We start from the raw sequence: 24,269 nt of genomic DNA, 5'->3' as shown, positions 1-24,269 counted from the left end.
GAGGCATCCTGAGAAAGGGTTCTGCCGTGTCGAGAAACAACAACTTGCGACGACTCGCGGCCGGTGCGGGCACCGCGGTGATGGCCGTGGGATTCGCCGCAGCATTCGGCGTCACCGAAGCGGCCGCCGCACCGGTGAGCCAGTCCACCAACTCCGGCCAGTGGACGTTCAACCGGACGATCAGCAACGGCACCCCCGCCCCGGGCGAAACGATCACCGTCACCAACAACATCCGCTGGAACGGCGGCCTCGCCCCCACCATCAGCGCCCTCAAGGACATCCACCCCGCCTGCCTGGCCTACGTCCCCAACTCCTCGCGAGTCAACGGCAACGGCGTCGGAACAACCACCCCCGATGCGACCACCGTGAGCATGAACGGATCCTGGATCCGCAGCGCCGTCGACCGCAACATCAGCTACACGGTCCAGTACACCGTCGGCGCCGACTGCGCCCGCGACACCGCACTGACCACCGGCGCCGGAGTGAACGCCAACCAGGGCCTCGGCTCGACCAACAACAACACCGGACCCAACGTGTCGGTGACCAAGGACGCCACCCAGACCACCCTCGCCATCGGCCCCGCGCCGCAGGCAACCAAGGTCTCGACGCTGACGGCGACCGTCACGACCGGCGCGACCGGCGCCGTGGAGTTCTCCAACAACGGGACCGTGCTCGGCACCGCCACCGTCGCGAACAACACCGCCGCCTACTCGTGGACACCCGCCGCAGGCGAAGCGGGACAACCGTTCTCGATCACAGCCAAGTACCTCGGCGACGCCACCCGCGCGGCATCGACCTCCGCCGCACACACCGGCACCGTCACCGCCGCACCGACGGCTCCCGCGGCCCCGGCAGGACTGACCGCCAACCCGGCCACCGTCACCGCAGGCGACATCGTCACCATCTCCGGCACCGCCGAAATCGCCTCCAGCGTCACGGTCACCGCAGGTGACAAGACCTGCACCGCCACCGCCGACCAGGCCGGCGTCTTCAGCTGTGACATCACCACCACCGCCGCAGGCACCCTGACCGTCACCGCCGTCGCCACCAACGGCATCGGCGCATCCCCCGCCTCCGCACCGATCACCGTCACCGTCGCCGCCCGACCTGCGCCCGACGCCCCCACCGGACTGACCGCCAACCCGGCCACCGTCACCGCAGGCGACATCGTCACCGTCTCCGGCACCGCCGAAGCCGGCTCCAGCGTCACGGTCACCGCAGGTGACAAGACCTGCACCGCCACCGCCGACCAGGCCGGCGTCTTCAGCTGTGACATCTCCGCCACCGCCGCAGGCACCCTGACAATCACCGCCGTCGCCACCAACAGCGTCGGCGCATCCCCCGCCTCCGCACCGATCACCGTCACCGTCACCGCCCCGCCTGCGGGCACTGCGGTGATCGCCCTGACCCCGATCTCCCCGCGCGCAGGTACCTCGGTGATCATCTCGGTCATCGGAGCCGACGCCAACTCCCCGGTCGTCGTCAAGAACGGCGCCGACACCCTGTGCACCGCGACCGCCAATGCCGGTGGAACCGCGACCTGCACCTGGACGCCCACCGAGGGCACCCACACGCTGACCGCCGAGGTCACCGTCGACGGCACCGCGAGCACGGTGACCAAGACCGTCACCGTGAGCGCGGCCACCGACCCGGGCAATGAGGGCAACGGCTCGCTGGCCGGACTGTTCGGATCCAGCTAGTCGAACGCGTGAAGATCGAGCCCCCAACGGAAATCCGTTGGGGGCTCGATTTCTATCGCTGAGGCCTGTCGTCACGCCGCGTAGTCGTGCGGAGGCAGGTGCAGCCAGGCGTCGGTGGTCCGGACGTTGCCGCGCCGATAGGTGACGCGGGCCGCGAGGTCGCGTTCCGTGAGCCACCGCAGCGCCGCGACTCCCTGCCCGAGCGCTGCGGCCGCAGCGGCGTACGCCCAGAGTCCGTCGTCCGCCGCGACGGTGACGGCGTCCAGTCCCGACTCCGCACCTCCCGCAGGGGCCCGCACCGTCGCCAGCGCGCCATGCGCGCGGACCTCCACCTCTTCTCGTCCCGCGGCCGGAAGTCCGTCGAGGGTCACCTGCCAGCCTCCGATCGGGCAGTGACCCCAGGTGGCGACGACGTCGTCCACCCGCACACACACGCCGCATTCGAGGGTGTCTGCGGCACGTCGGGCGGCGCGGTGCGCCACGACGGACTTGGCGGTGGCCGTGAGGTCGAGGTACGCGCCGAACGGGGCGAACACGGTGTCTCCGTCGATCCGGATGTCGCCGAAGTCGGGTTCGGCGTGCGACACCACTTCCGCGATGGCCGCTTCCGCGATCGGGGGCGCACCATCGGACCGATCGGTTCGTTCGGGGTCTTCGACAGCGAGCGGGGACACCGCACCCCCCGTGATCCGCGCGGCCCACAGGGCGGCACGGATCAGACCGCCGAGTTCGGGACTGACCCGAACCGGTGTGCCCTGCGCCTGATTGACCGCGTGAATCTCGGCGTCACCTCGGCCGAGGTCGCACACGTCCCGCGCCCGTTCCAGTGCCGCATGCACGATGGCGGCAGCCTCACCGAGTGCCGCCCACTCGGTGACGCGCACCTCGATCTCGCTCCCCCACGTGGTCCACTGTGTGCTCGGGGTCATGACGACTCTCCACGACGAACTCGAACGCCGACTTCGCTGGTCAGCGGCTCTTGAGTCTCAATTATGCGCCCGTTTCCTGTGGACCGTCTGAGGGTTTTGTCCGAGTACGGACAGACCGGGGCATGCCGCCCGAGACCCCGCGGCCGCACCGTACGCCGTCTTGTACAGTCGCTCACGACACGCCGTGAGCATCGCGCCCAAGCGACGGATGCGTCGTCGCGGACGACCGATCGGCCGAGACATCCGAGGAGAGTCCAAAAGCATGAGCGAGCACAGGATTCGTGTCGACATCGACGAGGCAGGCGTCGCCACCGTCGCGCTGGACCGGGCCGAGAAGCACAACGCACTCGATCGGGCGATGTTCGACGCGATCGTCGACGTCGCGGCGCAGCTCGCAGAGGACCGGACCGTCCGCGCCGTCGTCCTGCACGGCGAGGGAAAGAGCTTCTGCTCCGGCCTCGACATCACCAGCCTCATGCAGAGCGACGGCGGCCCGAGCGACCTGCTCGCGAGGGAGGAGGGCGCGCTCGCCAACCTCGCGCAGCGCGTCTCCGTCGACTGGAGCCGCGTTCCCGCACCGGTGATCGCCGCGATCACCGGCAACTGTTTCGGCGGTGGTCTCCAGATCGCACTCGGTGCCGACATCCGCTACGCGACCCCGGACGCGAAACTGTCGGTCATGGAGGTCAAGTGGGGTCTGGTCCCCGACATGGGGATCACGCAGAGCCTGCCGCGACTCGTCGGCATCGACGTCGCGAAGGAACTGACCTTCACCGGACGCATCCTGTCCGGAACCGAAGCGCACTCGCTCGGACTGGTGACGCGCACCGTCGACGATCCGCTCGCCGCGGCGCTCGAACTGGCACACGAGATCGCAGGGAAGTCGCCGCACGCGGTCCGGGCGGCGAAGCGGCTCTACGACGAGACGTGGAGCGGCGGCGACCCCGCGGGGGCACTGCTGCTCGAGAGCGAACTGCAGGTGTCTCTGATGGGCTCACCGAACCAGTTGGAAGCCGTCACCGCGGGCATGACGAAACGCGCCGCCAATTTCGCCGACCCGGACTGACCGGGAGCCTGCCGTGCGCCGTCCCCGCGCGCAGCGCCTGAGCGTGGTCGACGAGATGTTCCTGCGCACCCACCTCGGCTACGGAACTCCCGTCGTGATGCAGGGTCTGTGGCGCGGCGGCGACGTCGACGCGTCCGAACTTCAGCGGGTGCACGACGCCCTCGCGCGAGGCCCCCTGTCCCACACCGTTGTTCGTCCTCGAGTACCGGGCGCCCGGCCGCGCAGGCAACACGGCACCGCCCCCTGGCCGATCGAGTGGGCTACGCAGCCGATCGCCCGTGAGTCGGTCGTGGTGTGGGCGGACGAGGTGGCACAGCGGCCCGTCGACCCAACCACGGGTGCGGGCTGGCGAATGGCGGCGGCGCCACTGCGCGGCGGCGGAACCGTGGTGTCCCTGGTGTGTTCGCACGTCGTCGCCGACGCCCGCGGGCTGGCCGCAGCCATCGCTGCGGCGATGGTGGGAGAATCGATGCCCGTCCCACCCGATCCGGACCATCCGGCCCGCGACGACCTCGCCGACGCCGCCCGCATGCTCTCCGTTGTCGGCGCCCACACGCTCCGCGCCGTCGCGGGCCTCGTCCGGCACCCGTCCCGGCGAGCCGAGCTGCGATCCGCACCCGTGCGCCTGTCCGACAGCTCCGACCACCATGGCGGCACACATGCGCCGGAGGCGCTGATCGTCGACGTGGATGCCGCGCGGTGGGACGCCGAAGCCGCCCGCACCGGCGGAACCCCCAACTCCCTGCTGGTCGCGGTGGCCGCCGCGATTGCCGGCACCGACGACACCGCACTGCAGGTCAGCGTGCCCGTGAGCCGCCGCACCGATGCCGACTCCGTGTCGAACGCAATCGACATGACGGAGGTAACGGTGCACCCTTCCGACTCCCCTGCCACGGTGCGGGCACTGCTCCGACGCACCTACCTGCAGCCCCCGATGTCCAGTCCGGCCGGCTTTCCCGCCGAACTTCTCCAACTCGTCCCGGACCGGATCGCGTACCGACTCGCTCCCGACCCCGGCGAGCGCGACGTGCTCTGCTCGAACATCGGGCCGATCCCCGTCGCGTTGAGCTCTCTGGGCGGTGCCAACGCCGAGGCGATCGCGACGCGGGCCGTGCACCCCGGTATCGATTCCCGGCAGCTCGCGGCATCCGCGAATCGGCTGTCCGTGTACCTGTGCCGACTCGGCGAGACCTACACGTTGTCACTGGTGTCCAAGGACCCCGGCCTCCGTGACCGGACCGCCGCCGCACTCGCCGCACACGGTTTGACCGCGCACCACTGGGACGACCCGGCATAGGGTGGAACCGTCCGACCCCGACACGAGTGGAGTCCACCGATGAGCGAACAGGACATTCTCGCCCGCATCCGCGAACTCGTCGACACGGAGCACGCCCTGCGCGCGAAAACCGAATCCGGCGACCTCGACCCCGCCACAGAGCAAGCCCAGCTCGATGCACTCGAGAAGACCCTCGACCAGTGCTGGGACCTCCTGCGGCAACGCCGCGCCCGCACCGACGCCGGGTTGCCCGCCGACGAGGTCCCGGTCAGCCCCGCCTCGCAGGTCGAGGGCTACCTGCAATAACGGCGCGCGAGCACCGACCGTTCTACGGTGGTCCCATGCCTCCTCTCAGCACCCCGGCAGCGGATCGTGAGTACGACGTCGTCGTCATCGGCGGCGGCCCGGCGGGAGAGATCGCGGCGCAGTACGCGATCGCCGGCTCCGATCGCACCGCAGTGATCGTCGAGCACGAACTGCTCGGCGGCGAATGTTCGTACTGGGCCTGCATGCCCAGCAAGGCATTGTTGCGGCCGGGCAGCGTCCTCGGCGCGGCTCGTGCGATGCCCGGAGCGCGAGAAGCCGTGGGCGAGAGCACCCTCGACGTCGCCGCGGTCCTGCAGCGGCGCGACACGTTCACCTCCCACCGCGACGATGCCGGTCAGGTGCAGTGGGCGTCCGGAGCCGGAATCGACGTGGTGCGCGGATCGGGCAGACTCGCCGGGGAGCGCATCGTCGAGGTCACCGGTGCCGACGGAACCCAGATGTTGCGGGCCCGGCACGCGGTGGTGCTGGCGACCGGGTCGCAGGCGACGATCCCCGCGACTCCCGGACTCCGCGACGCACTGCCGTGGACCTCCCGCGATGCGACGAACCTGCGGGAAGTCCCCGGCCGCATCGCGATCGTCGGTGGTGGGGTCGTCGCCTGCGAGGCCGCGACCTGGCTCCTCGACCTCGGTGCGGAGGTGACCCTGCTCGTTCGCGGGTCCGGACTGCTCGCGTCCGCGGAACCGTTCGCGGGCGACGCCGTCGCGGCGGCCCTGCGCGAACGAGGCGCGACGGTACTGACGAACACCACCGTGAACGCCGTCCGGCGGGACTCGCCGCAGGACACGGGAATCGGGCGCGTCCACGGCGGTGCCGTCACGGTGTCACTCGACGGCGGTGCCGTCACCGCGTCATTCGACGGTGGCGAGGTGACGGTCGACGAACTGCTCGTCGCCGCGGGACGCCGGCCCGCCACGGGTGCACTGGGCCTGGACAGCATCGGCCTGAGCGAGGTGCGCACCGACGACCAGCTCACCGTCACCGGAGTGCCGGGTGGCTGGCTCTACGCCGTCGGCGACGTCAGCGGCCGTACCCCGCTGACGCACATGGGCAAGTACCACGGCCGGGTGTGCGGGGACGTGATCGCGGCCCGAGCCGAGTCCCGGGCGCTCGACGCGGCCCGCGACATCGCGATCGCCGACCGGTCCGCCGTGCCGCAGGTAGTGTTCACGACCCCCGAGGTCGCATCGGTCGGACGCACCGAGAAGACCGCGCGTGCTGACGGATTCGACGTCGACACCGTCGAGATCGACATCGCGGTCGCCGGGTCGTCGCTGTCGCGCGACGACTTCACCGGCCGAGCGAAACTCGTGATCGACCGCGGCGACGACGTCCTGCTCGGAGCCACCTTCGTCGGCACCGAGGTCGCGGAACTGGTGCACGCCGCCACGGTCGCGGTGGCAGGTGCGGTGCCACTGAGCACCCTGTGGCACGCGGTCCCCGCCTACCCGACGGTGTCCGAGGTGTGGCTGCGACTGCTGGAGGCCAGGCGTGGCTGATCCGCTGGTGGTCCACACCGCGGACGGCGCGGTCCTGGGCCGGGAACTGCACGGGCTGCGCACCTGGCGCGGAATCCCCTACGCGACGCCACCCGTCGGCGACCTGCGATTGCGCGCTCCCCATCCCACCACGCCGTGGTCGGGGGTACGTGACGCAACCCGGTTCGGCTGCGTCGCACCGCAGTCCGGTCTGGAGACCCGCCGGATGCGGATGGGCGAGGACTGCCTGACGCTCAACGTCGTCACCCCGGCAACGCGCAGTGCGACGCCGCGCCCGGTGATGGTGTTCATCCACGGTGGCGGCTACAGCGGCGGATCACCGACGACGCCGCTGTACCGCGGCGACGGCCTGGTCCGGCGCGGCGACATCGTGTACGTGTCGATCAACTACCGACTCGGCGCACTCGGGTACCTCGACTTCACGGACCACTCCACCGGCGACCGCACGTTCGACTCCAATCTCGGTCCGCGGGACCAGATCGCCGCCCTGCAGTGGGTCCAGCGCAACATCGCGGCTTTCGGCGGTGATCCCGACAACGTGACACTGTTCGGCGAGTCGGCCGGCGGGAACGCGGTCACCACCCTGCTGTGCATTCCCGCCGCGGCCGGCCTGTTCCGACAGGCGATCGCCGAAAGTCCTCCCGCGGCATCGGCGTACGGCCGCGACCGCGCCCGGGTGTGGGCGGAGGAGTTCCTCGAGATGCTGGGCGAACCCGACCCGGTGCGGGCACTCGGAGGAGCGACGGTGGACGAGTTGGTCCGCGTCGGCGATGCACTCGTCGCCCGCGGCGCCGACGAGGCACCGGGAACCCGCGCTTTCGCCCCGGTCGTCGACGGCGACCTCTTGCCCAGGCACCCGCTGGACACGTTCGCCGCGGGACTCGCGCACCCCGTCCCGCTCATCATCGGTACCAACGCCAAGGAGGGCACGATCTTTCCGCGCTTCCTGGACATCATCCCGACCGATCCGGTCCGGATCGAGAAGATGTTCGCCGAGACGGACCCCGTCGTGAAGTCCCGGATCCTCGCTGCGTACCCGCGCTATCCCGACCGGCACGCCGCCGTCCAACTCGGTGGCGACGTCAGCTTCTGGGAACCGTCCGTACTCGTCGCACAGGGCCACACCCGCGCCGCACCCACCTATGCCTACAGGTACGATTTCGCACCGAATCTGCTGCGCTGGACCGGATTCGGCGCCACGCACGCCACCGAGCTCTTCGCGGTGTTCGGGTCGGTCGACAGTCCACTCGGAAAGGCTGCGACCGCCCTCGGCGGGCGCTCCGGGTTGCGCGCCGCCACCAACCTCGTCCAGTCCCACTGGCTGCACTTCGCCCGTCACGGTCGCCCGAGGGAAACGTGGCCCGCCTACAGCCTCGAGCGCCGTGAAACCCTCGTCGTCGACACCGTCGCCCGAGTGGTGAACGACCCCGACGGAGACAAGCGGCGGGCGTGGGTGGGCTACCAGCACCGCCGCTGACGCCACTGGGAAGCGCTACTTGAGAAGTTTCGACATCCGGCGGTCGGCGAGGATCTTTCCACCCGTCTGGCAGGTCGGGCAGTACTGGAACGACCGGTCGGCGAAGGACACCTCGCGGACGGTGTCACCGCAGACGGGGCACGGCAGTCCGCTCCGCGCGTGCACTCGCATCCCCGACCGCTTCTCCCCCTTCAACCTGGCGGCGTCCTGCCCGGCCGACCTGTCGACGGCATCGGCGAGAACCGAGCGCATCACCACACGCAGCTCCGAAACCTGTTCGGGTGTCAGCTTGTTCGCGGTCGCAAAGGGAGAGAGCTTCGCCGTGTGCAGTATCTCGTCGGAGTACGCGTTGCCGACTCCCGCGAGTACCGACTGATCGGTGAGCGCGTTCTTGATGCGGGCCGACGACTTCGCGAGCAGCTCCGCGAACGCCGGTTCGGTGACGTCGAGGGCGTCGGGGCCCAATTTCGCGATGCCCGGGACCTCGGCGGGCATCCGCACCAGCCACACCGCGAGTCGCTTCTGGGTGCCTGCCTCCGTCAGGTCGATGGCCGGCGTGGTTCCGTCGGGCGCGAACAGGTGCATCCGCAGCGCCAGCGGGCCCTTTCCCGGCTTGGGGGGCGTCTGGCTCGGGTTGTCCTGCCAACGCAGCCACCCCGCCCGGGACAGGTGGGTGATCAGCCAGAGACCGTCCTCCTGACCGCACCGAAGCCCGAGGTGCTTGCCGAATCGGGCGGCGCCGGTGATGTCACGGCCGGCGAGGACGTCGATCGGAGGGTCGAACGTCTTGAGCACGCTCAACGCCGCCACGTCCACCCGCCCGATGACCGCGCCGACCGCATGGTCGCGCAGGAACTGGGCCAGGGCCTCCACCTCGGGCAGTTCGGGCATGCCAACAGCGTAGGCCGCTCCGCGGTTCGTGCGCGGTTGAAGCGTCGAGGGACCGCCGAACGCGCACGAGTGGGTCAGCGCCTCCGGACCAGGTAGGTGTCCATGATCCAGCCCTTGCGCTCACGCAGCTCGGCGCGTGTGCGGACAATCTCGTCGGAGACGGAGTGCAGGTCACCCTCGATCAGGGTCTCGTCGGGGGTGCCGAGGTATGCGCCCCACCAGATGTCCCAGTCGCCGTCCAGGGTGGTGAAGCTGTTCTCGGCGTCGAGCATCACGACCGCGTCCCGAACGCCGTCGGGCAGGCCATCATCGCGGAGCCGCCGCCCCGTCGTGGTGAGCACCGGCTCGCCGATCCGGTTGAGCACGATCCGATGCTGCGCTGCCAGCGACGACACACTGGTCACTCCGGGGATCACGGTGTGGTCGAAGTGAACGACGCCGCGCCGCAGGACCCGCTCGACGATCCGCAGGGTGCTGTCGTACAGCGACGGGTCACCCCAGACCAGGATGGCGCCGACGCCGTCGACGGCCGCGAACGCCTCCTCGAACACCTGGGCGCGGCGGTCGTGCCAGTCGTCGACGACGCCCTCGTAGTTGCTCGGGGTCCGATCGCGGGGCGGATCGACAATGTCGACGATCCGGTAGTCGCCGCGCATGTGCTCGTCGAGGAGGCCGGTGCGCAGGTCCACGAGGTCCTGTTTCTGTTCGCCCTTGCCGATGACGAAGAACACCTCGGCCCGGTTCATGGCCTTGACTGCCTGGATCGTCACCTGGTCGGGGTCACCGGCGCCGACGCCGATCACGAGGAGTTCACGCATGCCGCGAGGCTATCGCCCGAGGGACTCGGCCTAGACTGGCGGCCGTGACTTCCCCGACGCCCGCTCCCGTGCACACCCCGTACGAGGACCTGCTGCGGCTGGTCATGGAGACCGGGACCCCGAAGGCGGACCGCACAGGCACCGGCACCCGCAGTGTGTTCGGCCACCAGATGCGCTTCGACCTGCGCGAGGGCTTCCCGCTGATCACCACCAAGAAGGTGCACCTCAAGTCGATCGTGTACGAGTTGCTCTGGTTCCTGCGCGGCGACTCCAACGTCGAGTGGCTGCGTGAGCACGGCGTGACGATCTGGGACGAGTGGGCAGACGCCGACGGCGAGCTCGGACCGGTGTACGGAGTGCAGTGGCGCTCGTGGCCGACGCCCGACGGCGAGCACATCGACCAGGTCACGAAGGTGATCGAGACGCTGAAGACCAACCCCGATTCGCGCCGCATGATCGTCTCGGCGTGGAACGTCGCCGAACTCGACGCGATGGCGCTGCAGCCGTGCCATGCGTTCTTCCAGTTCTACGTCGCGGACGGCAGACTCAGCTGCCAGCTGTACCAGCGCAGCGCCGACCTGTTCCTCGGCGTGCCATTCAACATCGCCAGCTACGCACTGCTCACGCACATGGTGGCGCAGCAGACGGGCCTCGAGGTCGGCGAGTTCATCTGGACGGGCGGCGACTGCCACGTCTACGACAACCACGTCGACCAGGTCACCGAGCAGCTGTCGCGGGAGCCGTACCCGTATCCGACGCTGACGCTGCACAAGCGGGACTCGATCTTCGACTACACCTTCGAGGACGTCGAGATCTCCGGCTACCGCCACCACCCCCCGATCAAGGCGCCGGTAGCCGTCTGATGCTCGGCCTGATCTGGGCCCAGGCCTCGAATGGGGTCATCGGCCGCGACAACGCGATCCCGTGGCGCATCCCGGAGGACATGGCGCACTTCAAGGACCTCACGTCCGGCCACCCCGTGGTGATGGGCCGCCGGACGTGGGAGTCGCTGCCGCCGCGGTTCCGGCCGCTGACGGATCGCCGGAACATCGTCGTCACCCGCGACCGTGACTGGTCTGCGGACGGCGCCGAGGTAGCGCACTCGATCGACGACGCTCTCGCACTCGCCGGCGACGGGGAGACCTGGGTGATGGGCGGCGGCGAGATCTACGCGGCCACGCTCGGCCGGGCCGATCGTCTGATCGTCACCGAGGTGGATCTGGACGTCGACGGTGACGCCTACGCACCGGAGCTGGGCCCCGAGTGGGTTGCGGCGGCCACCGGCGACTGGCTGACGTCGAGCCGTGACGGCGTGCGCTTCCGGTTCGTCACCTACGCGCGTCGCTGAAACAGGTCACCGGCACAGCCCGCCGACACCCCGAGAATGATCTGAATACGCACGTCCTCAGATGCAGTCCGCTGCTAATCTGACAACAGGCGTTTTCACAATCAGTTCCAGGGGGAACCATGAGCCGCACCACCGCTGCGCCGCCCGAGACCAGCGGCGACACCACTGCGTCGGCCGTCCCGCCGTGGCATCCCGGCCAACCCCACCACGAGCTCGCCGCCGACGTCCGATGGTGGATGGGCATGCCGCTCGCCTTCGGCCTGTACGGCAGGCTCGCCCTCGACCAGGTGGCCTACCGCGAGGTCGCCGCGGCCGTCGACGCGAGCGGACGCTTCGCCGAGAACTTCACGAACCGCGGCATCCGCAGCTACATGTGGGGTCCGCTGATGCTGTTCGGCGACGATGGCGACCGCCGCGCGACCGCGACGCGCCTCAAGAACCTGCACGGTCAGGTACGCGGCCGAGGCAAGGGAGAGTTCGAGGGCGAGAGGTACAGCGCACTCAACCCCGCGCTGTGGAAGTGGGTAGGAACGAGCAGCCTGCTCGTCTTCTACACCGGCTACGTGTCCACCTACGCGAAACAGCTCGACGCCGAGCAGCGCGAGGTCGTCTACCGGACCATCCTGGCGATGAGCGACTACGACCTGAACAGTGACCAGGCCGCCGTACCCGCCACCGTCGCCGAGGCGGAGGAGTACTACAACTCCGTCGCCGCGACCGAACTCGCCGACAACGACTTCCTCCAGTGGGCGAACGCGAGTTTCGATGCGATGCCCGTCCCGACGCTGTTCGGTCCACACTTGCTGCACGTCCTCATCACCCCGCTGTGGCGGGTCGCGACGCCGCTGCTCTCCCGGCCCGCACGGATCTGCGCGGAGGCAGCCGCCCATCCCCGCATGCGCGAACTCCTCGGCGTCGAATGGAACTCGCGGCGCGCCTGGGAGTTCCGCGTCTACACCGGGCTGATCCGTACCGCACGCAAGCACCTGCCGAAATGGGCCCTTCTCGAACCTTTGGCCTACAACCGCTACCGCTACGAGCGGTTGCGTACGGCGTACGCCGCTCCGCAGCTCGATTCCTTCGCCACGCCACCCGGGCAGCAGTAGGCGACCTCGACACGGCGCCGGGCAAGCGGGTTCGGCAAGTGCGGCGCCGGGGCGCGCCGAGTGGGCCATACTGCAGGGGCACGACGTGAAGATCCGGTCTGGCCCAGCGAGAGGCACGCCCATGGACAAGAAGTCGCTGACCGCAGTTGCGCGGCAACAACTCAAGCTGGCGAACACCGCGTCCAGCGGTCGCAGTTCGCAGACGATCTACGGCGGCCACCAGCGCAGCCTGCGTCAGACGGTGGTGGCGTTGACCGCGGGCGAGGAACTCGCGGAGCACGATTCGCCGGGCGAGGCGACGCTGCTGGTCCTCAGCGGCACGTTGACCCTCATCGCGGGCGAGGACTCGTGGAAGGGATCGGCCGGAGATCTTCTCGTGATCCCGTCGGCACGGCACCGCGTCGAGGCCGTCGAGGACGTCGCGTTCCTGCTGACCGTCGCGAAGTGACAGTCGCGCCAAAAAACATGTGAACTTTGGTTACACACACCTATTGACCCGGCGTGCCGGCGGCCTTACGTTCCTCGTGTCACGGAAACATCCGACACCACGGAGGGCCGCCGCATGCCGCGCACCACCGAACACACCGATCGCCCCGCCCCCACACCTGCCGACCGCGAGGTGGTCGCGGGGCGCCTGCTCGCCGGGTCGGTCAAGCGCTCCTACAATCCCGTCGTCGACCTCGACTGGGACGCCCCACTGGTCGAGGGGCGGTACTTCCTGCCCCCGGCCGTCCTGTCCCTGTACGGCACCCCGATGTGGGAGTCGATGACACAGACGCAGCGGATCGAGCTGTCCCGGCAGGAAGCCGCGAACATCCTCAGCGTCGGGGCCTGGTTCGAGAACATCCTGTTGCAGGCACTCCTTCGGAACCTGATGCACCAGGACCCGACCTCGCTGCACACCCGGTACGTCCTCACCGAGATGGGCGACGAGTGCAGGCACATGACGATGTTCGGACGCGCGGTGGCGGCCATGGGCGCCAAGCCGTTTCAGTTGCGATGGCATCAAGCCGTGGTGGTCAACCTGCTGCCGAAGACCTTTCGCGGCACCATGCTGTGGGTCGCGGCGCTCATCGGCGAGGAGATCTTCGATGCCACGCAGCGTCGCGTCATGGACGATCCGGAGCTGCAACCGATGATGTCGCGGTTGATGCGCATCCATGTCACCGAAGAGGCCCGCCACATCAAGTTCGCCCGCGAGGGGGTGCGCAGGCGCGTCGCAGGCAGCCGCAGGATCGAGACGTGGTGGGTCGGCACCATCCAGGGTGTCGGCGGTCCACTGCTGCAACGCCTCTTCACCAATCCCGCGATGTACGCGCGTGCGGGACTGGACCCGAAAGAGGCACGGCGGCAGGCATTGTCGAATCCCTACTTCCGTGAGATGCAGCGCCGCGGATTCGGGGACCTCGCGGCGTTCCTCGAGGAGACCGGACTGATGCGGTCGCCGTCACGGGCGATGTGGCGGCGGGCAGGGTTCCTGTGATCCGCCGCAGGCGCAGACGCGCGACCGAACCGTCGATCGACCCCGCGATGCTCGAACCGGACGTCGCGTACGCCGGGGCTGCAGTGCTCACCACCGGGTCCGCCGCACTGGACACCGTCGTTCACCTGAACGGGCACTTCGAACCTCTCGACGGACGCTTCCACTGGTACGGGCGTATCGACGGCCCCGACCTCGGCGCACTCACCGGCCGCGACCGCGCATCACTGACGTTGACGATCGCCGACGGTGACGCGTGTCCGGCGACGCTCGGTGAGCAGGATCCATGGGGTCACCTGCGGATCAGCGGTATCGGCGCGCCGCCGTTCCCCCTCGACGAGGTCGAAGTGGACGTGCCCGTCCCGTAGGTTTCAGGGTATGAGCGAGCTGTTCGAACGCGACGGCGTGGTCGGCGACCTGTACCGGCCGGACGGCGATCCGGTCGCCGCACTCGTACTGACACACGGCGCGGGCGGCAACCGGGATGCGCCCCTGCTGCGCCGCGTGGCGGCCGAGTTCGCGGCGGCAGGTGCGCTTGTGCTGCGGTTCGACCTGCCGTTCCGGCAGCGCAGACCGAAAGGCCCCCCGAGCCCGTCAACGGCAGCGCAGGATCGCGACGGAATCGTGTCGGCGGTGACAGCGGTCCGTGAATTGTCCTCCGCACCGGTGATTCTCGGCGGGCATTCGTACGGCGGACGTCAGGCGTCGATGCTCGCGGCGGAACGCCCCGACATCTGCGGCGGGCTCCTGTCGTTCTCGTACCCGCTGCATCCGCCCGGCAAGCCGGAGAAGGCGCGCACCGCGCACCTTCCGGACCTGCGCTGCCCCTGCGTGTTCGTCCACGGCACCCGCGACCCGTTCGGCACGCCCGACGAGATGCGCGCGGCACTCACCCTGATCTCGGCACCCCACACTCTCGTCCTCGTCGACGGCAGGGGCCACGATCTCGCTCCCGACAAGAGCGACGCCGTTCCCGCCGCGGTCGACGCCGCCACCACCACATTCGGCTGGCACTGACCCTCCGGCACCCCGACCCCCGACCCGGGTTTGCCACTATGGGGTGATGGGTGCCAATCTGCTGATCGTCGAGGACGACGACCGTGTCCGCGCCGCACTCCGAATGGCTTTGGAGGACGAGGGCTACGACGTCGACGAGGCTCCGGATGCGGAAACCGCCCTCGATCACCTCAAACGCAACGGTCCGCCCGACGTGATGATCGTGGACCTCGTGCTCGGCGACATGGACGGTTTCACCTGCATCCGCCAGGTTCGGCGCCATCACGACGTGCCGATCATCGTGGTCAGTGCGCGCGACGACACGCACGATGTGGTCGCAGCCCTCGAAGCCGGGGCCGACGACTACGTGACGAAGCCGTTCGAGGTCAAGGAGATCACCGCGCGCATGCGGGCACTGCGGCGACGGGCCGGCGCCGCGGGCGAACCGAACCTGCCCGCCGACATCCTCCTGGACGACGATCGGGACACCCCACTGGTTCTCTCACCGGCCGGCGGGGTGGCCCGACGCGGCGACGACCCGGTGCATCTGACGCTCACCGAGTTCAGGCTGCTGTGCGAACTCGCACAGTCGCCCGGTATGGTCCTCAGCCGCAGCGTCCTGCTGGAAAGAGTGTGGGATCGCGGATTCTTCGGCGACGAGCGGATCGTGGACGTGCACGTGCGGCGACTCCGCACGAAGATCGAGCAGGACTCGTCCGACCCACGAATCGTCGTCACGGTCCGCGGGCTCGGGTACCGATTCGATGCGCCCCGCTAGCGGGCCCGCCCTGCTGTCGCTGCGCGGCCGCCTCGGGTTGCGCGGCCGGGTGATCCTGACGTTCGCGCTCGGCGCCGCACTGCTGTCCCTCGTCCTGTCCGTGGCGGTGTTCGCCACCAGCAGCGAGTACCTCACGGGACAGCGGGAGCGTTCGGCGGAGCGCCAGACGGCGAGCCACGCCGACTTCGTCCGAAGCGTGCTGTACTCCTCCGACGCGTCACCCGCCCTCGTGCTGCAGTCCGTCGACCTGCCTGCCGGATCGGTCCTCTTCCTGGAACAGGCTGGTACGTGGTCCACCTCGGACCCGGACGGGCCGCCACTACCGGACGAGATGCTGCCCTCGGAGCCCGATGCGGGGAACGCAACCGTGTACGTCACCGTCGCGGGCCAGTCGTACATCGGTGTGCGGATGGTTCTCAACGATGCAGGCGACCACCTGTACGAGTTGTCGCCTGTCATCGAACTGCAATCGACATTGCAGATCCTGCGCATCACTCTCGCTTCGTCCGCGCTGGTGACGACCGCGGCGGGTGCTGCGATGGGGTTCTGGGCAAGCCGTCGAGTGCTCAGGCCACTGCGTGACATGGCAGGCGCTGCCGCCCGGATCTCGGGCGGCGACCTCGACACCCGACTCGTGCGTTCGCGCGACCGCGACCTCGACACCATCACGACCTCGTTCAATGCCATGGTCGATTCACTGCAACGCCGGATCGAGCACGAGCGCCGGTTCTTCGGCGACGTCAGCCACGAGCTTCGGACACCGTTGACCACACTGGTGACGAGTGTGTCCGTCCTGGATCGCCAGCGACTGGACCTGCCCGAACGCTCCGGGCGGGCACTCGACCTGATCAGCGCGGAACTCGATCATCTGCGCAGACTCCTCGACGACCTGCTCGCCCTGGCGCGGTCCGAGGCGGGCCTGCATCCCGGCGACCTCGAACCGGTGTCGGTTCGCACCCTCCTCACACACACCCTGATCCGATCGAAGCGTTCCGTGGACCTGCTCACCGTGAGCACCGACGACCGGGTCGCCGCGCGGAAGCTGTCGCTCGAACGGGCACTGGTGAACCTGATGGACAATGCGGATCGCCACGGGCGCGGGCTCGTGGCGGTGACGGTCCGCCGGGACGGCGCGTACACCGCGATCGACGTCGACGACACGGGCCCCGGTGTGGCCCCCTCGGATCGGGAACGAATCTTCGAGCGCTTCACCACGGGCCGCCTCGGTCGCCGAACCGCGGGTGGTTCCGGCACCGGACTCGGGCTGGCGCTCGTCACGGAAACGGTCGCGGCGCACGGCGGCACGATCGGATACAGCGATCGCCCCGGCGGCGGCGCACGGTTCACGATGCGCCTTCCGCGGCTTCTCGACTGACCGTCACGGTCGTAACACGATCGCAAACCAGTCGGCAGGACCAGCTCAATGTCGCTCGGGCAGGGTGGGTGTCCCAGCCGCCGGGGGGACGGATCACCGCTCCGTGCCCGGACCAGCCGAAGGAGCTTCCCGTGCCCGAGCTCGTCGACCGCCCTGCCCACCACACGAACCCGTACCGGGACGACACCGCGTTCCTCCGTCGTCCGCGCCTCTCCGATGCGGGTCACATGTGGCGGATCGCGAAGGGCACCGGCGTCCTCGACGTCAACTCCAGCTACGCGTACCTGTTGTGGTGCCGCGACTTCCGCGAAACGTCGATCGTCGCCGAGATCGACTCGGAGATAATCGGTTTCGTCACCGGGTTCGTGCGGCCCGAAGCCCCGGACACACTTTTCGTCTGGCAGGTCGCCGTAGACGAGTCGGCACGCGGCCGCGGGGTCGGGGTCGCGATGCTGGACCGCGTGCTCGGCCAGGCAACGTCATTCGGAGTCCGGTTCCTCGAAACGACCGTCACCGGGGACAACGCGGCCTCGCAGTCGATGTTCAGGACCCTCGCCGACCGCCGCGGCGCCGGCATCTACGCACGGCCACTGTTCACTCCGGACCACTTCCCGGACGGGCACACCGCCGAAGACCTGTACACCATAGGACCGATTCACGAGAACGGACACCGATGAGCGCAGTCACCACGGACTCCCCCGACATCACGATCTTCGAGACGCGGGAGTCGGAGGTTCGCAGTTACAGCAGGTCCTGGCCCACCGTCTTCACCTCCGCCAAAGGATCCTGGCTCCGCACCGAAGACGGACGCGACTACCTCGACTTCTTCGCAGGCGCAGGCGCACTCAACTACGGACACAACAACCCCGTCCTCAAACGCGCCCTCCTCGACTACCTCGACAGCGACGGCATCACCCACAGCCTCGACATGCACACCGTCGCCAAACGCCGNTTCCTCGAAACCTTCGACGCCCTCGTCCTCGCACCCCGAAACCTCCCCTACAAAGTCCANTTCCCCGGACCCACCGGCACCAACGCCGTCGAAGCCGCACTCAAACTCGCCCGCAAGGTCACCGGACGCGAATCGATCGTCAACTTCACCAACGCCTTCCACGGCATGACCCTCGGCTCCCTCTCCGTCACCGGCAACTCCATGAAACGNGCAGGCGCAGGCATCCCCCTCGTCCACTCCACCCCCATGCCGTTCGACAACTACTTCGACGGCGAAACCCCCGACTTCCACTGGTTCGAACGCGTCCTCGACGACTCCGGCAGCGGCCTCAACAAACCCGCCGCCGTCATCGTCGAAACCGTCCAGGGCGAAGGCGGCGTCAACGTCGCCCGCCCCGAATGGCTCCGCGCCCTCGCCGACCTCTGCCACACCCGCGACATCCTCCTCATCGTCGACGACGTCCAAATGGGCTGCGGCCGCACCGGACCCTTCTTCTCNTTCGAGGTCGCAGGCATCACCCCCGACATCGTCACCCTCTCCAANTCCATCGGCGGCTACGGCCTCCCCATGGCCCTGACGCTGTTCAAACCCGAACTCGACGTCTGGTCCCCCGGCGAACACAACGGCACCTTCCGCGGCAACAACCCCGCCTTCGTCACCGCCACCGCCGCACTCGAGCAGTACTGGACCGACGATCTGCTGCAACTGTCCACCTTGTCGAAGGGCAAGCGCATCGCGGAGATCTTCGCGAACCTGTCCGACTCGTTCGACGGTGTCAGCACCAGGGGCCGCGGCATGGTGCAGGGACTCGTGTTCGACGATCCGGGCCGTGCCGTGAAGGTGTGCGGACTCGCCTACGACGAGGGTCTGCTCGCCGAGACGTCCGGGCCCTCGGACGAGGTCGTGAAACTGCTTCCGCCCCTCACCATGACGAACGACGAGCTGGACCACGGCTTGAGCATTCTCGCCGAGGCAACCGCCAAAGTGTGTGCCTGAGAAGGAGTATCGACGATGATCGTCCGCACCACCGACGAGATCACCGACACCGACCGCGACATCACCAGCGCCGACGGCAACTGGCGATCCAAGCGCATCGTCCTCGCGGGCGACGGCGTCGGATTCTCGTTCCACGAAACCACCATCGCCGCGGGCTCGGTCAACGAGTTCCACTACGCCAACCACGTCGAAGCGGTCTGGCTGATCGAAGGCGACGGCATCCTCACCGACCTCGACAACGGGNAGGTGCACCAGTTGCGGCCCGGCACCATGTACCTGCTCGACGGCCACGAACGGCACCGCGTCGAACCCGTCACCGAGATGCGGATGCTGTGCGTCTTCAACCCGCCCGTCACCGGCCGGGAGGTGCACGACGAGAATGGGGTGTACCCGCTCGTCGAAGTCGCCAACTGACCACGTCAGGAGTTCACAGATGACGCCTGTGCCCGTCGCCCTCGGGCCGCACACGACTCCCCTGCTGGAGGAGGCCGTCATCCGCGGCGGCGCGGTCGTGTCGCCGCTCGAGGGCGCGCGGGCACTGGTGTGGAACGCGGGGCCGGACCAGTTCCCCGACTCGCTTCCCGATGGGGTGCGCTGGGTCCAACTGTTCTCGGCAGGCGTCGAGGAGTGGTTCGACTCGGGCATCATCGCGCGTCATTCCGACGTGGAATGGACCTCCGCGGCAGGAGCTTTCGCCGCGACGGTCGCCGAACACGCACTCACCCTGCTGCTCGCAGGCGTGCGGTCGCTGTCCGACCAGGTCACCGCGACGACGTGGCGCCAGGAGGAGTTCTTCGGCCGGGTCGGCACCCTGCGCGGGGCACGGGTCGGCATCCTCGGAGCGGGCGGCATCGGGCGGGCCCTCATCCCGATGCTCACCGCCGTTGGCGCCGCGGTTGTCGCGGTGAATCGTTCGGGCACGGAGATTCCCGGTGCGGACATGACCCTGCCCGCTCATCGCACGGACGAGATGTGGAGCCTCGTGGACCACGTCGTGATCGCGGCCCCCGCGACCGCCGACACCAGGCATCTCGTCGGCGCCGACGAACTGCGACGGTTGGGCCCGCGGTCCTGGGTGGTCAACGTGGCCCGCGGTTCACTCGTCGACACCGATGCGCTCGTCGCCGCGCTCCGCGACGGAACCATCGGCGGCGCCGGACTCGACGTCACCGAACCGGAGCCGCTGCCGGACGGCCACCCGCTCTGGACCTTGCCGAATGCGATTGTCACACCGCACTGTTCGAATCCGCCGGCGGTCCGTCCTCAGGCCTTTGCCGACCACGTCGCCGCCAACGTCTCCCGGTTTGTCGCTGGCGAACAGCTCCTCGCGCGAATCGATCCACTCGCCGGCTACTGATCACACTGTCCGCCCGCACCGGGTGGTCACGAAGAAAACGCCCGCATCGGGCAGAAGAGGAACACATGCGTCAGGGAGTCGGTGCGACGTCCGCACGGGTCGTGGCAACAGCAGTAGCACTGACTGCCGTAGCGGCCATCGCCACCACCATGGTCGCGGTGCTCGGTGTTCTCGACGTGCAACAACGAAATCCGTACCGTCCGCCGCAGACCTTGGAGTGAGATCGCCGCGCTCGCGTCCACCCGGGCTACTCTGGATCGGTGACCATCGCGACCACTCTGCCCGCGGAGTCGGACCTGGCGGCGCTGGTGTCCAGGCGCTCCGTGGTCGCGCTCACCGGCGCGGGCATGTCGACCGATTCCGGAATCCCCGACTACCGCGGTCCCGATTCACCACCGCGCAACCCGATGACGTATCAGCAGTTCATGGGCGATGCCGATTTCCGGCGGCACTACTGGGCCCGTAACCACCTCGGCTGGCGGCACATGGATGCCACCCGGCCCAATGCCGGGCACCGGGCGCTGGCCGCCCTCGAACGATCCGGGACGGTGCGCGGCGTCCTCACCCAGAACGTCGACCTGCTGCACACCAAGGCGGGTAGCCGGGCGGTCATCGACCTGCACGGCAGCTACCTCCAGGTTCGGTGCATGGGCTGCGAGCGTCGGACGTCTCGGATCGCGCTGGCCGAACGTCTGGAAGCGGCGAATCCCGGATTCGCCGAATCCGTTGCTGCCGCAACGGGCGTCGAGATCGCCCCGGATGCCGATGCCGTCATCGAGGACACGGCTCATTTCCGTGTGGTCGACTGCGAGGACTGCGGCGGCATCCTCAAACCGGACATCGTGTACTTCGGCGAATCGGTTCCCCGTGACCGCGTCGACGCCGCGTTCGCAATGGTCGAATCCGCCGATGTCCTGCTGGTGCTCGGCTCGTCGCTGACCGTGATGTCAGGGCTGCGCTTCGTCCGCCGCGCCGCGAAACTGGGAATCCCCGTCGCCGTCGTCAACCGCGGCGCGACCCGCGGAGACGACTACGCGACCCTGAAACTGGACGCCGGCTGCTCGGAAGTCCTTCTCGACGTCGTCCGGTCACTCGGTCACCAGGCATTGCGCACGGACGCTGGCTAGGCTCGAGACATGTCGAAACTCACGGAGAAGGCGAAATCACTCTTCCGCCGACGCCGCCCGGTTACGAAGGAGGACGCCGCCGAGATCGCGGACTGGCTCAACGAGGGAGGCGCACCACACCCGGACGGGCCACCGCCCGTCGCGGACTCGACCGACGACACCTCGCCACCGCGCACCTGACGGGCATCCCCGTCACAGACGCACCAGATCGTCGGCGTGGACGACGGGACGCTGCATGTCGGACGGCAGTTCCGTCGTGGACCGGCCCAGCATCTCCTCGAGTTCCGAGGCGTCGTAGGCCACGACTCCGCGCGCCACGGGAACTCCGTCGGGTCCGGACAGGGACACCACGTCGCCGCCGTGGAACCGGCCGCTGGTCGCGGTGATGCCCGCGGGCAGCAGTGACCGTCGCCGATCGACAACGGCGCGCACCGCGCCGCTGTCGAGGTGCAGTTCGCCCTGGGTGTCGGCGGCGTGCCGGACCCAGAACTTGCGTGCCGAAAGCCGCGTCGGCCGGGCGGCGAACGCGGTGCCCACGTCGGCACGGGACAGCGCCCGGGCCGCGTCACTCGCCGCCGCCAGCAGCACCGGCACCCCCGAGTCGGCGGCCAGACGCGCCGCGGACAGTTTCGACGCCATACCGCCGGTGCCGAGCGCGCCACCGGACCCGGCAACGACTCCGTCGAGGTCCTCGGGACTCGTGACCTCGGGGATCAGCGTCGCCGCACCCTTGCGCGGATCGCCGTCATAGAGCCCGTCGACGTCGGACAGCAGGATCAGCGCGTCGGCGCTGACGAGATGCGCGACCATCGCAGCGAGCCGATCGTTGTCGCCGAACCGCAGTTCCGCGGTCGCGACGGTGTCGTTCTCGTTGACGACGGCGACGGCGTGGAGCGCGCGCAGCCGGTCGAGGGTGCGCTGGGCATTGCGGTACTGGGTGCGGCGGGCGATGTCGTCGGCGGTGAGCAACACCTGACCGACGGTCCTGCCGTACCGGTGGAACGACGTGCCCCAGGCGTGCGCCAGCGCCAGCTGCCCGACGCTGGCGGCCGCCTGCTTGGTCGCGAGGTCGCGCGGCCTCTTCGACAGCCCGAGAGGGGCGATGCCCGCGCCGACGGCACCGGACGACACCACGACGACGTCGGTCCCGGCCCGCATCCGCGCCTCGATGGCATCGGCGAGCGCGTCGAGCTTCCCGCGGTCCAGTCCGGCATGAAGGCTGGTGAGCGCCGAGGAACCGATCTTGACGACGATGCTGCGAGCGGTCGCGATCTCGGTGCGGGTCACGGACTCCGTCACTGGTTCTCGGGGTCTTCTGCCTCGAGTCCGCGGCGAACCCGGTGTGCATGCTTGCGCTCGGAGGCGCCGATCCGCTCGACCTGATCGAGTCGGGCGTCGGTGCCGCGTCCGGTGCGTGTGAGGTCGACGCCGGCCGGGGTCTGCGGCTCCCATTCGAAGCTGACATCGCCGATGGTCACCGAGCAACCCGGTTCGGCGCCCATCTTGACCAGCTTGTCCTCGACGCCAAGCCGAGCGAGGCGGTCCGCGAGATAGCCGACGGCCTCGTCGTTGTCGAACGCGGTCTGGCGGATCCAGCGTTCGGGCCGGGTGCCGCGGACGATGAACCCGCCGGGGGTCTCCGGGTCGGCGATGATGCTGAACCCGGTCTCGTCGACGGCGATGGGCCGGATGACCTGACGCTTCGGCGCGGCGGGCGGATGCGCGGTCCGGTTCTCCTCGACCATCTTCGCCAGCGCGAAGGTCAAGGGACGCAAGCCTTCCCGGCTCACCGCCGAGATCGTGAACACGGGCCAGCCGCGGGACTCGAACTCCGGCGTCACCATCTCGGCGAGTTCGGCGGCGTCGGGGACGTCGGCCTTGTTCAGGATGACGATGCGCGGCCGGTCGGCCAGGTCGCCGAGGCTCACGTCACCCGACAGTGCAGGCTTGTAGGCGGCCAGCTCCGCTTCGAGCGCGTCGACGTCGGAAACGGGGTCGCGGTCGGATTCGAGGGTCGCGCAGTCGACGACGTGCGCGAGCACCGCGCACCGTTCGAGGTGACGCAGGAAGTCCAGACCGAGTCCGCGGCCTGCGCTGGCTCCGGGAATCAGGCCGGGCACGTCGGCGACGGTGAAGGTGGTGTCACCGCTGGAGACGACGCCGAGGTTCGGCTGCAGCGTCGTGAAGGGGTAGTCGGCGATCTTCGGCTTCGCTGCCGAGAGGACGGACACGAGCGACGACTTGCCCGCGGACGGAAATCCGACGAGGCCGACATCGGCGACCGACTTGAGTTCGAGAACCAGGTCTCGCTCGACGCCCTCCTCGCCGAGGAGCGCGAAGCCCGGTGCCTTGCGCGCCTTCGACGACAGTGCGGCGTTGCCGAGGCCGCCGCGGCCACCCTGGGCGGCGATGTACTGGGTTCCGGTGCCGATCATGTCGGCGAGGATCTGGCCGTCCTTGTCGAGCACGACGGTGCCGTCGGGGACGCGCAGGATCAGGTCGGACCCGTTGGCGCCCTCCCGGTTGCCGCCCTCACCCTGCCTGCCACTGGTGGCCTTGGCGCGGGGATGGAAGTGGAAATCCAGCAAGGTGTGCACGTTCGAGTCGACGACGAGGACGACGTCACCGCCGCGACCTCCGTTGCCGCCGTCCGGTCCACCGAGTGGCTTGAACTTCTCGCGATGCACGGAGGCGCAGCCGTTGCCGCCCTTGCCTGCGCTGACGTGCAGCACCACACGATCGATGAACCGAGACATGACTGCCGGATTCCT

The 24,269-nt window shown here is 69.1% G+C and carries 26 protein-coding genes; 21 read left to right on the top strand and 5 right to left on the bottom strand.

What is annotated here, in order from left to right; genetic code table 11:
- Positions 1 to 26 precede the first annotated feature (26 nt).
- Positions 27 to 1,700, top strand: a complete 1,674-nt coding sequence (locus RHCRD62_RS26570) for an Ig-like domain repeat protein (RefSeq protein ID WP_050062790.1) — start codon at positions 27 to 29, stop codon at positions 1,698 to 1,700.
- A 71-nt stretch (positions 1,701 to 1,771) separates the two neighbouring features.
- Here the strand turns inward: RHCRD62_RS26570 and RHCRD62_RS00885 are convergent, their stop codons facing one another.
- A complete protein-coding gene (locus RHCRD62_RS00885; protein ID WP_050062789.1) occupies positions 1,772 to 2,629 on the bottom strand; it encodes an FAD:protein FMN transferase in 858 nt (285 codons plus the stop codon).
- A gap of 262 nt (positions 2,630 to 2,891) precedes the next feature.
- Here RHCRD62_RS00885 and RHCRD62_RS00880 point away from each other — a divergent pair, with 262 nt between their 5' ends.
- From RHCRD62_RS00880 to RHCRD62_RS00860, 5 genes are read left to right on the top strand one after another with little or no spacing between them, the layout of a single operon-like run.
- Positions 2,892 to 3,695, top strand: a complete 804-nt coding sequence (locus tag RHCRD62_RS00880; protein ID WP_050062788.1) for a crotonase/enoyl-CoA hydratase family protein — start codon at positions 2,892 to 2,894, stop codon at positions 3,693 to 3,695.
- A gap of 13 nt (positions 3,696 to 3,708) precedes the next feature.
- A complete protein-coding gene (locus tag RHCRD62_RS00875) occupies positions 3,709 to 4,992 on the top strand; it encodes a hypothetical protein (RefSeq protein WP_253277140.1) in 1,284 nt (427 codons plus the stop codon).
- Between the two features lie 39 nt (positions 4,993 to 5,031).
- Positions 5,032 to 5,277, top strand: a complete 246-nt coding sequence (locus RHCRD62_RS00870) for a DUF2630 family protein (RefSeq protein WP_050062787.1) — start codon at positions 5,032 to 5,034, stop codon at positions 5,275 to 5,277.
- A gap of 35 nt (positions 5,278 to 5,312) precedes the next feature.
- Positions 5,313 to 6,797: a dihydrolipoyl dehydrogenase family protein gene (locus RHCRD62_RS00865; protein WP_050062786.1), complete on the top strand. Its 1,485-nt coding sequence runs from the start codon at positions 5,313 to 5,315 to the stop codon at positions 6,795 to 6,797.
- Entirely contained in the window at positions 6,790 to 8,274 is a 1,485-nt protein-coding gene (locus RHCRD62_RS00860; RefSeq protein WP_050062785.1) for a carboxylesterase/lipase family protein, read from the top strand. Before RHCRD62_RS00865 ends, RHCRD62_RS00860 begins: the two co-directional genes overlap by 8 nt.
- Before the next feature lie 15 nt (positions 8,275 to 8,289).
- Here RHCRD62_RS00860 and RHCRD62_RS00855 read toward each other — a convergent pair whose 3' ends face one another.
- Both RHCRD62_RS00855 and cobF read right to left on the bottom strand, forming a co-directional pair.
- Entirely contained in the window at positions 8,290 to 9,165 is an 876-nt protein-coding gene (locus tag RHCRD62_RS00855) for an Fpg/Nei family DNA glycosylase (protein ID WP_050062784.1), read from the bottom strand.
- A gap of 74 nt (positions 9,166 to 9,239) precedes the next feature.
- Positions 9,240 to 9,983 carry a precorrin-6A synthase (deacetylating) gene (gene cobF / locus RHCRD62_RS00850; protein WP_050062783.1) on the bottom strand — a complete coding sequence of 248 codons (744 nt, stop codon included), beginning with the start codon at positions 9,981 to 9,983 and terminating at the stop codon, positions 9,240 to 9,242.
- 104 nt (positions 9,984 to 10,087) lie between these two features.
- Between cobF and RHCRD62_RS00845 the strand changes: the two genes are divergently transcribed.
- The 15 genes from RHCRD62_RS00845 (at position 10,088) to RHCRD62_RS25680 (ending at position 21,678) form a co-directional block, all read left to right on the top strand.
- The gene (locus RHCRD62_RS00845) at positions 10,088 to 10,846 is read left to right on the top strand and encodes a thymidylate synthase (protein WP_050063383.1); all 759 of its coding nucleotides are present in this window, start codon (positions 10,088 to 10,090) and stop codon (positions 10,844 to 10,846) included.
- Positions 10,846 to 11,331: a dihydrofolate reductase gene (locus RHCRD62_RS00840; protein WP_050062782.1), complete on the top strand. Its 486-nt coding sequence runs from the start codon at positions 10,846 to 10,848 to the stop codon at positions 11,329 to 11,331. Before RHCRD62_RS00845 ends, RHCRD62_RS00840 begins: the two co-directional genes overlap by 1 nt.
- A gap of 119 nt (positions 11,332 to 11,450) precedes the next feature.
- A complete protein-coding gene (locus RHCRD62_RS00835) occupies positions 11,451 to 12,437 on the top strand; it encodes an oxygenase MpaB family protein (RefSeq protein ID WP_050062781.1) in 987 nt (328 codons plus the stop codon).
- A gap of 121 nt (positions 12,438 to 12,558) precedes the next feature.
- Positions 12,559 to 12,885, top strand: a complete 327-nt coding sequence (locus RHCRD62_RS00830) for a cupin domain-containing protein (RefSeq protein ID WP_050062780.1) — start codon at positions 12,559 to 12,561, stop codon at positions 12,883 to 12,885.
- Between the two features lie 114 nt (positions 12,886 to 12,999).
- On the top strand, positions 13,000 to 13,920 hold the full coding sequence (locus tag RHCRD62_RS00825; protein ID WP_050062779.1) for an AurF N-oxygenase family protein: 921 nt from the start codon (positions 13,000 to 13,002) through the stop codon (positions 13,918 to 13,920).
- A gap of 47 nt (positions 13,921 to 13,967) precedes the next feature.
- Complete coding sequence (locus tag RHCRD62_RS00820; RefSeq protein ID WP_157050759.1) at positions 13,968 to 14,285, top strand: DUF4873 domain-containing protein; 318 nt, start codon at positions 13,968 to 13,970, stop codon at positions 14,283 to 14,285.
- 10 nt (positions 14,286 to 14,295) lie between these two features.
- Entirely contained in the window at positions 14,296 to 14,934 is a 639-nt protein-coding gene (locus tag RHCRD62_RS00815; protein ID WP_050062777.1) for an alpha/beta hydrolase family protein, read from the top strand.
- 46 nt (positions 14,935 to 14,980) lie between these two features.
- On the top strand, positions 14,981 to 15,691 hold the full coding sequence (locus tag RHCRD62_RS00810; protein ID WP_050062776.1) for a response regulator transcription factor: 711 nt from the start codon (positions 14,981 to 14,983) through the stop codon (positions 15,689 to 15,691).
- Entirely contained in the window at positions 15,678 to 17,066 is a 1,389-nt protein-coding gene (locus RHCRD62_RS00805) for a HAMP domain-containing sensor histidine kinase (RefSeq protein WP_050062775.1), read from the top strand. The genes RHCRD62_RS00810 and RHCRD62_RS00805 overlap by 14 nt, the downstream gene beginning before the upstream one ends.
- Before the next feature lie 227 nt (positions 17,067 to 17,293).
- The gene (gene ectA, locus RHCRD62_RS00800; protein WP_050063382.1) at positions 17,294 to 17,743 is read left to right on the top strand and encodes a diaminobutyrate acetyltransferase; all 450 of its coding nucleotides are present in this window, start codon (positions 17,294 to 17,296) and stop codon (positions 17,741 to 17,743) included.
- The gene (gene ectB / locus RHCRD62_RS00795; protein WP_050062774.1) at positions 17,740 to 19,014 is read left to right on the top strand and encodes a diaminobutyrate--2-oxoglutarate transaminase; all 1,275 of its coding nucleotides are present in this window, start codon (positions 17,740 to 17,742) and stop codon (positions 19,012 to 19,014) included. The genes ectA and ectB overlap by 4 nt, the downstream gene beginning before the upstream one ends.
- A gap of 15 nt (positions 19,015 to 19,029) precedes the next feature.
- A complete protein-coding gene (locus RHCRD62_RS00790) occupies positions 19,030 to 19,428 on the top strand; it encodes an ectoine synthase (RefSeq protein WP_050062773.1) in 399 nt (132 codons plus the stop codon).
- 19 nt (positions 19,429 to 19,447) lie between these two features.
- Positions 19,448 to 20,371 carry a D-isomer specific 2-hydroxyacid dehydrogenase family protein gene (locus tag RHCRD62_RS00785; protein WP_050062772.1) on the top strand — a complete coding sequence of 308 codons (924 nt, stop codon included), beginning with the start codon at positions 19,448 to 19,450 and terminating at the stop codon, positions 20,369 to 20,371.
- A gap of 296 nt (positions 20,372 to 20,667) precedes the next feature.
- Entirely contained in the window at positions 20,668 to 21,498 is an 831-nt protein-coding gene (locus tag RHCRD62_RS00780) for an NAD-dependent protein deacetylase (protein WP_157050792.1), read from the top strand.
- A 9-nt stretch (positions 21,499 to 21,507) separates the two neighbouring features.
- Complete coding sequence (locus RHCRD62_RS25680) at positions 21,508 to 21,678, top strand: hypothetical protein (RefSeq protein WP_157050758.1); 171 nt, start codon at positions 21,508 to 21,510, stop codon at positions 21,676 to 21,678.
- A gap of 12 nt (positions 21,679 to 21,690) precedes the next feature.
- On the opposite strand, the gene proB is transcribed toward RHCRD62_RS25680, so the two are convergent.
- Positions 21,691 to 22,797, bottom strand: coding sequence for a glutamate 5-kinase (gene proB, locus RHCRD62_RS00775; protein ID WP_050062771.1), 1,107 nt, complete (start codon positions 22,795 to 22,797; stop codon positions 21,691 to 21,693).
- Positions 22,794 to 24,254, bottom strand: coding sequence for a GTPase ObgE (gene obgE / locus RHCRD62_RS00770; RefSeq protein WP_050062770.1), 1,461 nt, complete (start codon positions 24,252 to 24,254; stop codon positions 22,794 to 22,796). The genes proB and obgE overlap by 4 nt, the downstream gene beginning before the upstream one ends.
- Positions 24,255 to 24,269 lie beyond the last annotated feature (15 nt).

Origin of the sequence: Rhodococcus sp. RD6.2, assembly GCF_001040705.1 — a bacterium.
Taxonomy (GTDB): domain Bacteria; phylum Actinomycetota; class Actinomycetes; order Mycobacteriales; family Mycobacteriaceae; genus Rhodococcus_G.
This window is presented reverse-complemented; position numbering and strand designations above follow the sequence as displayed.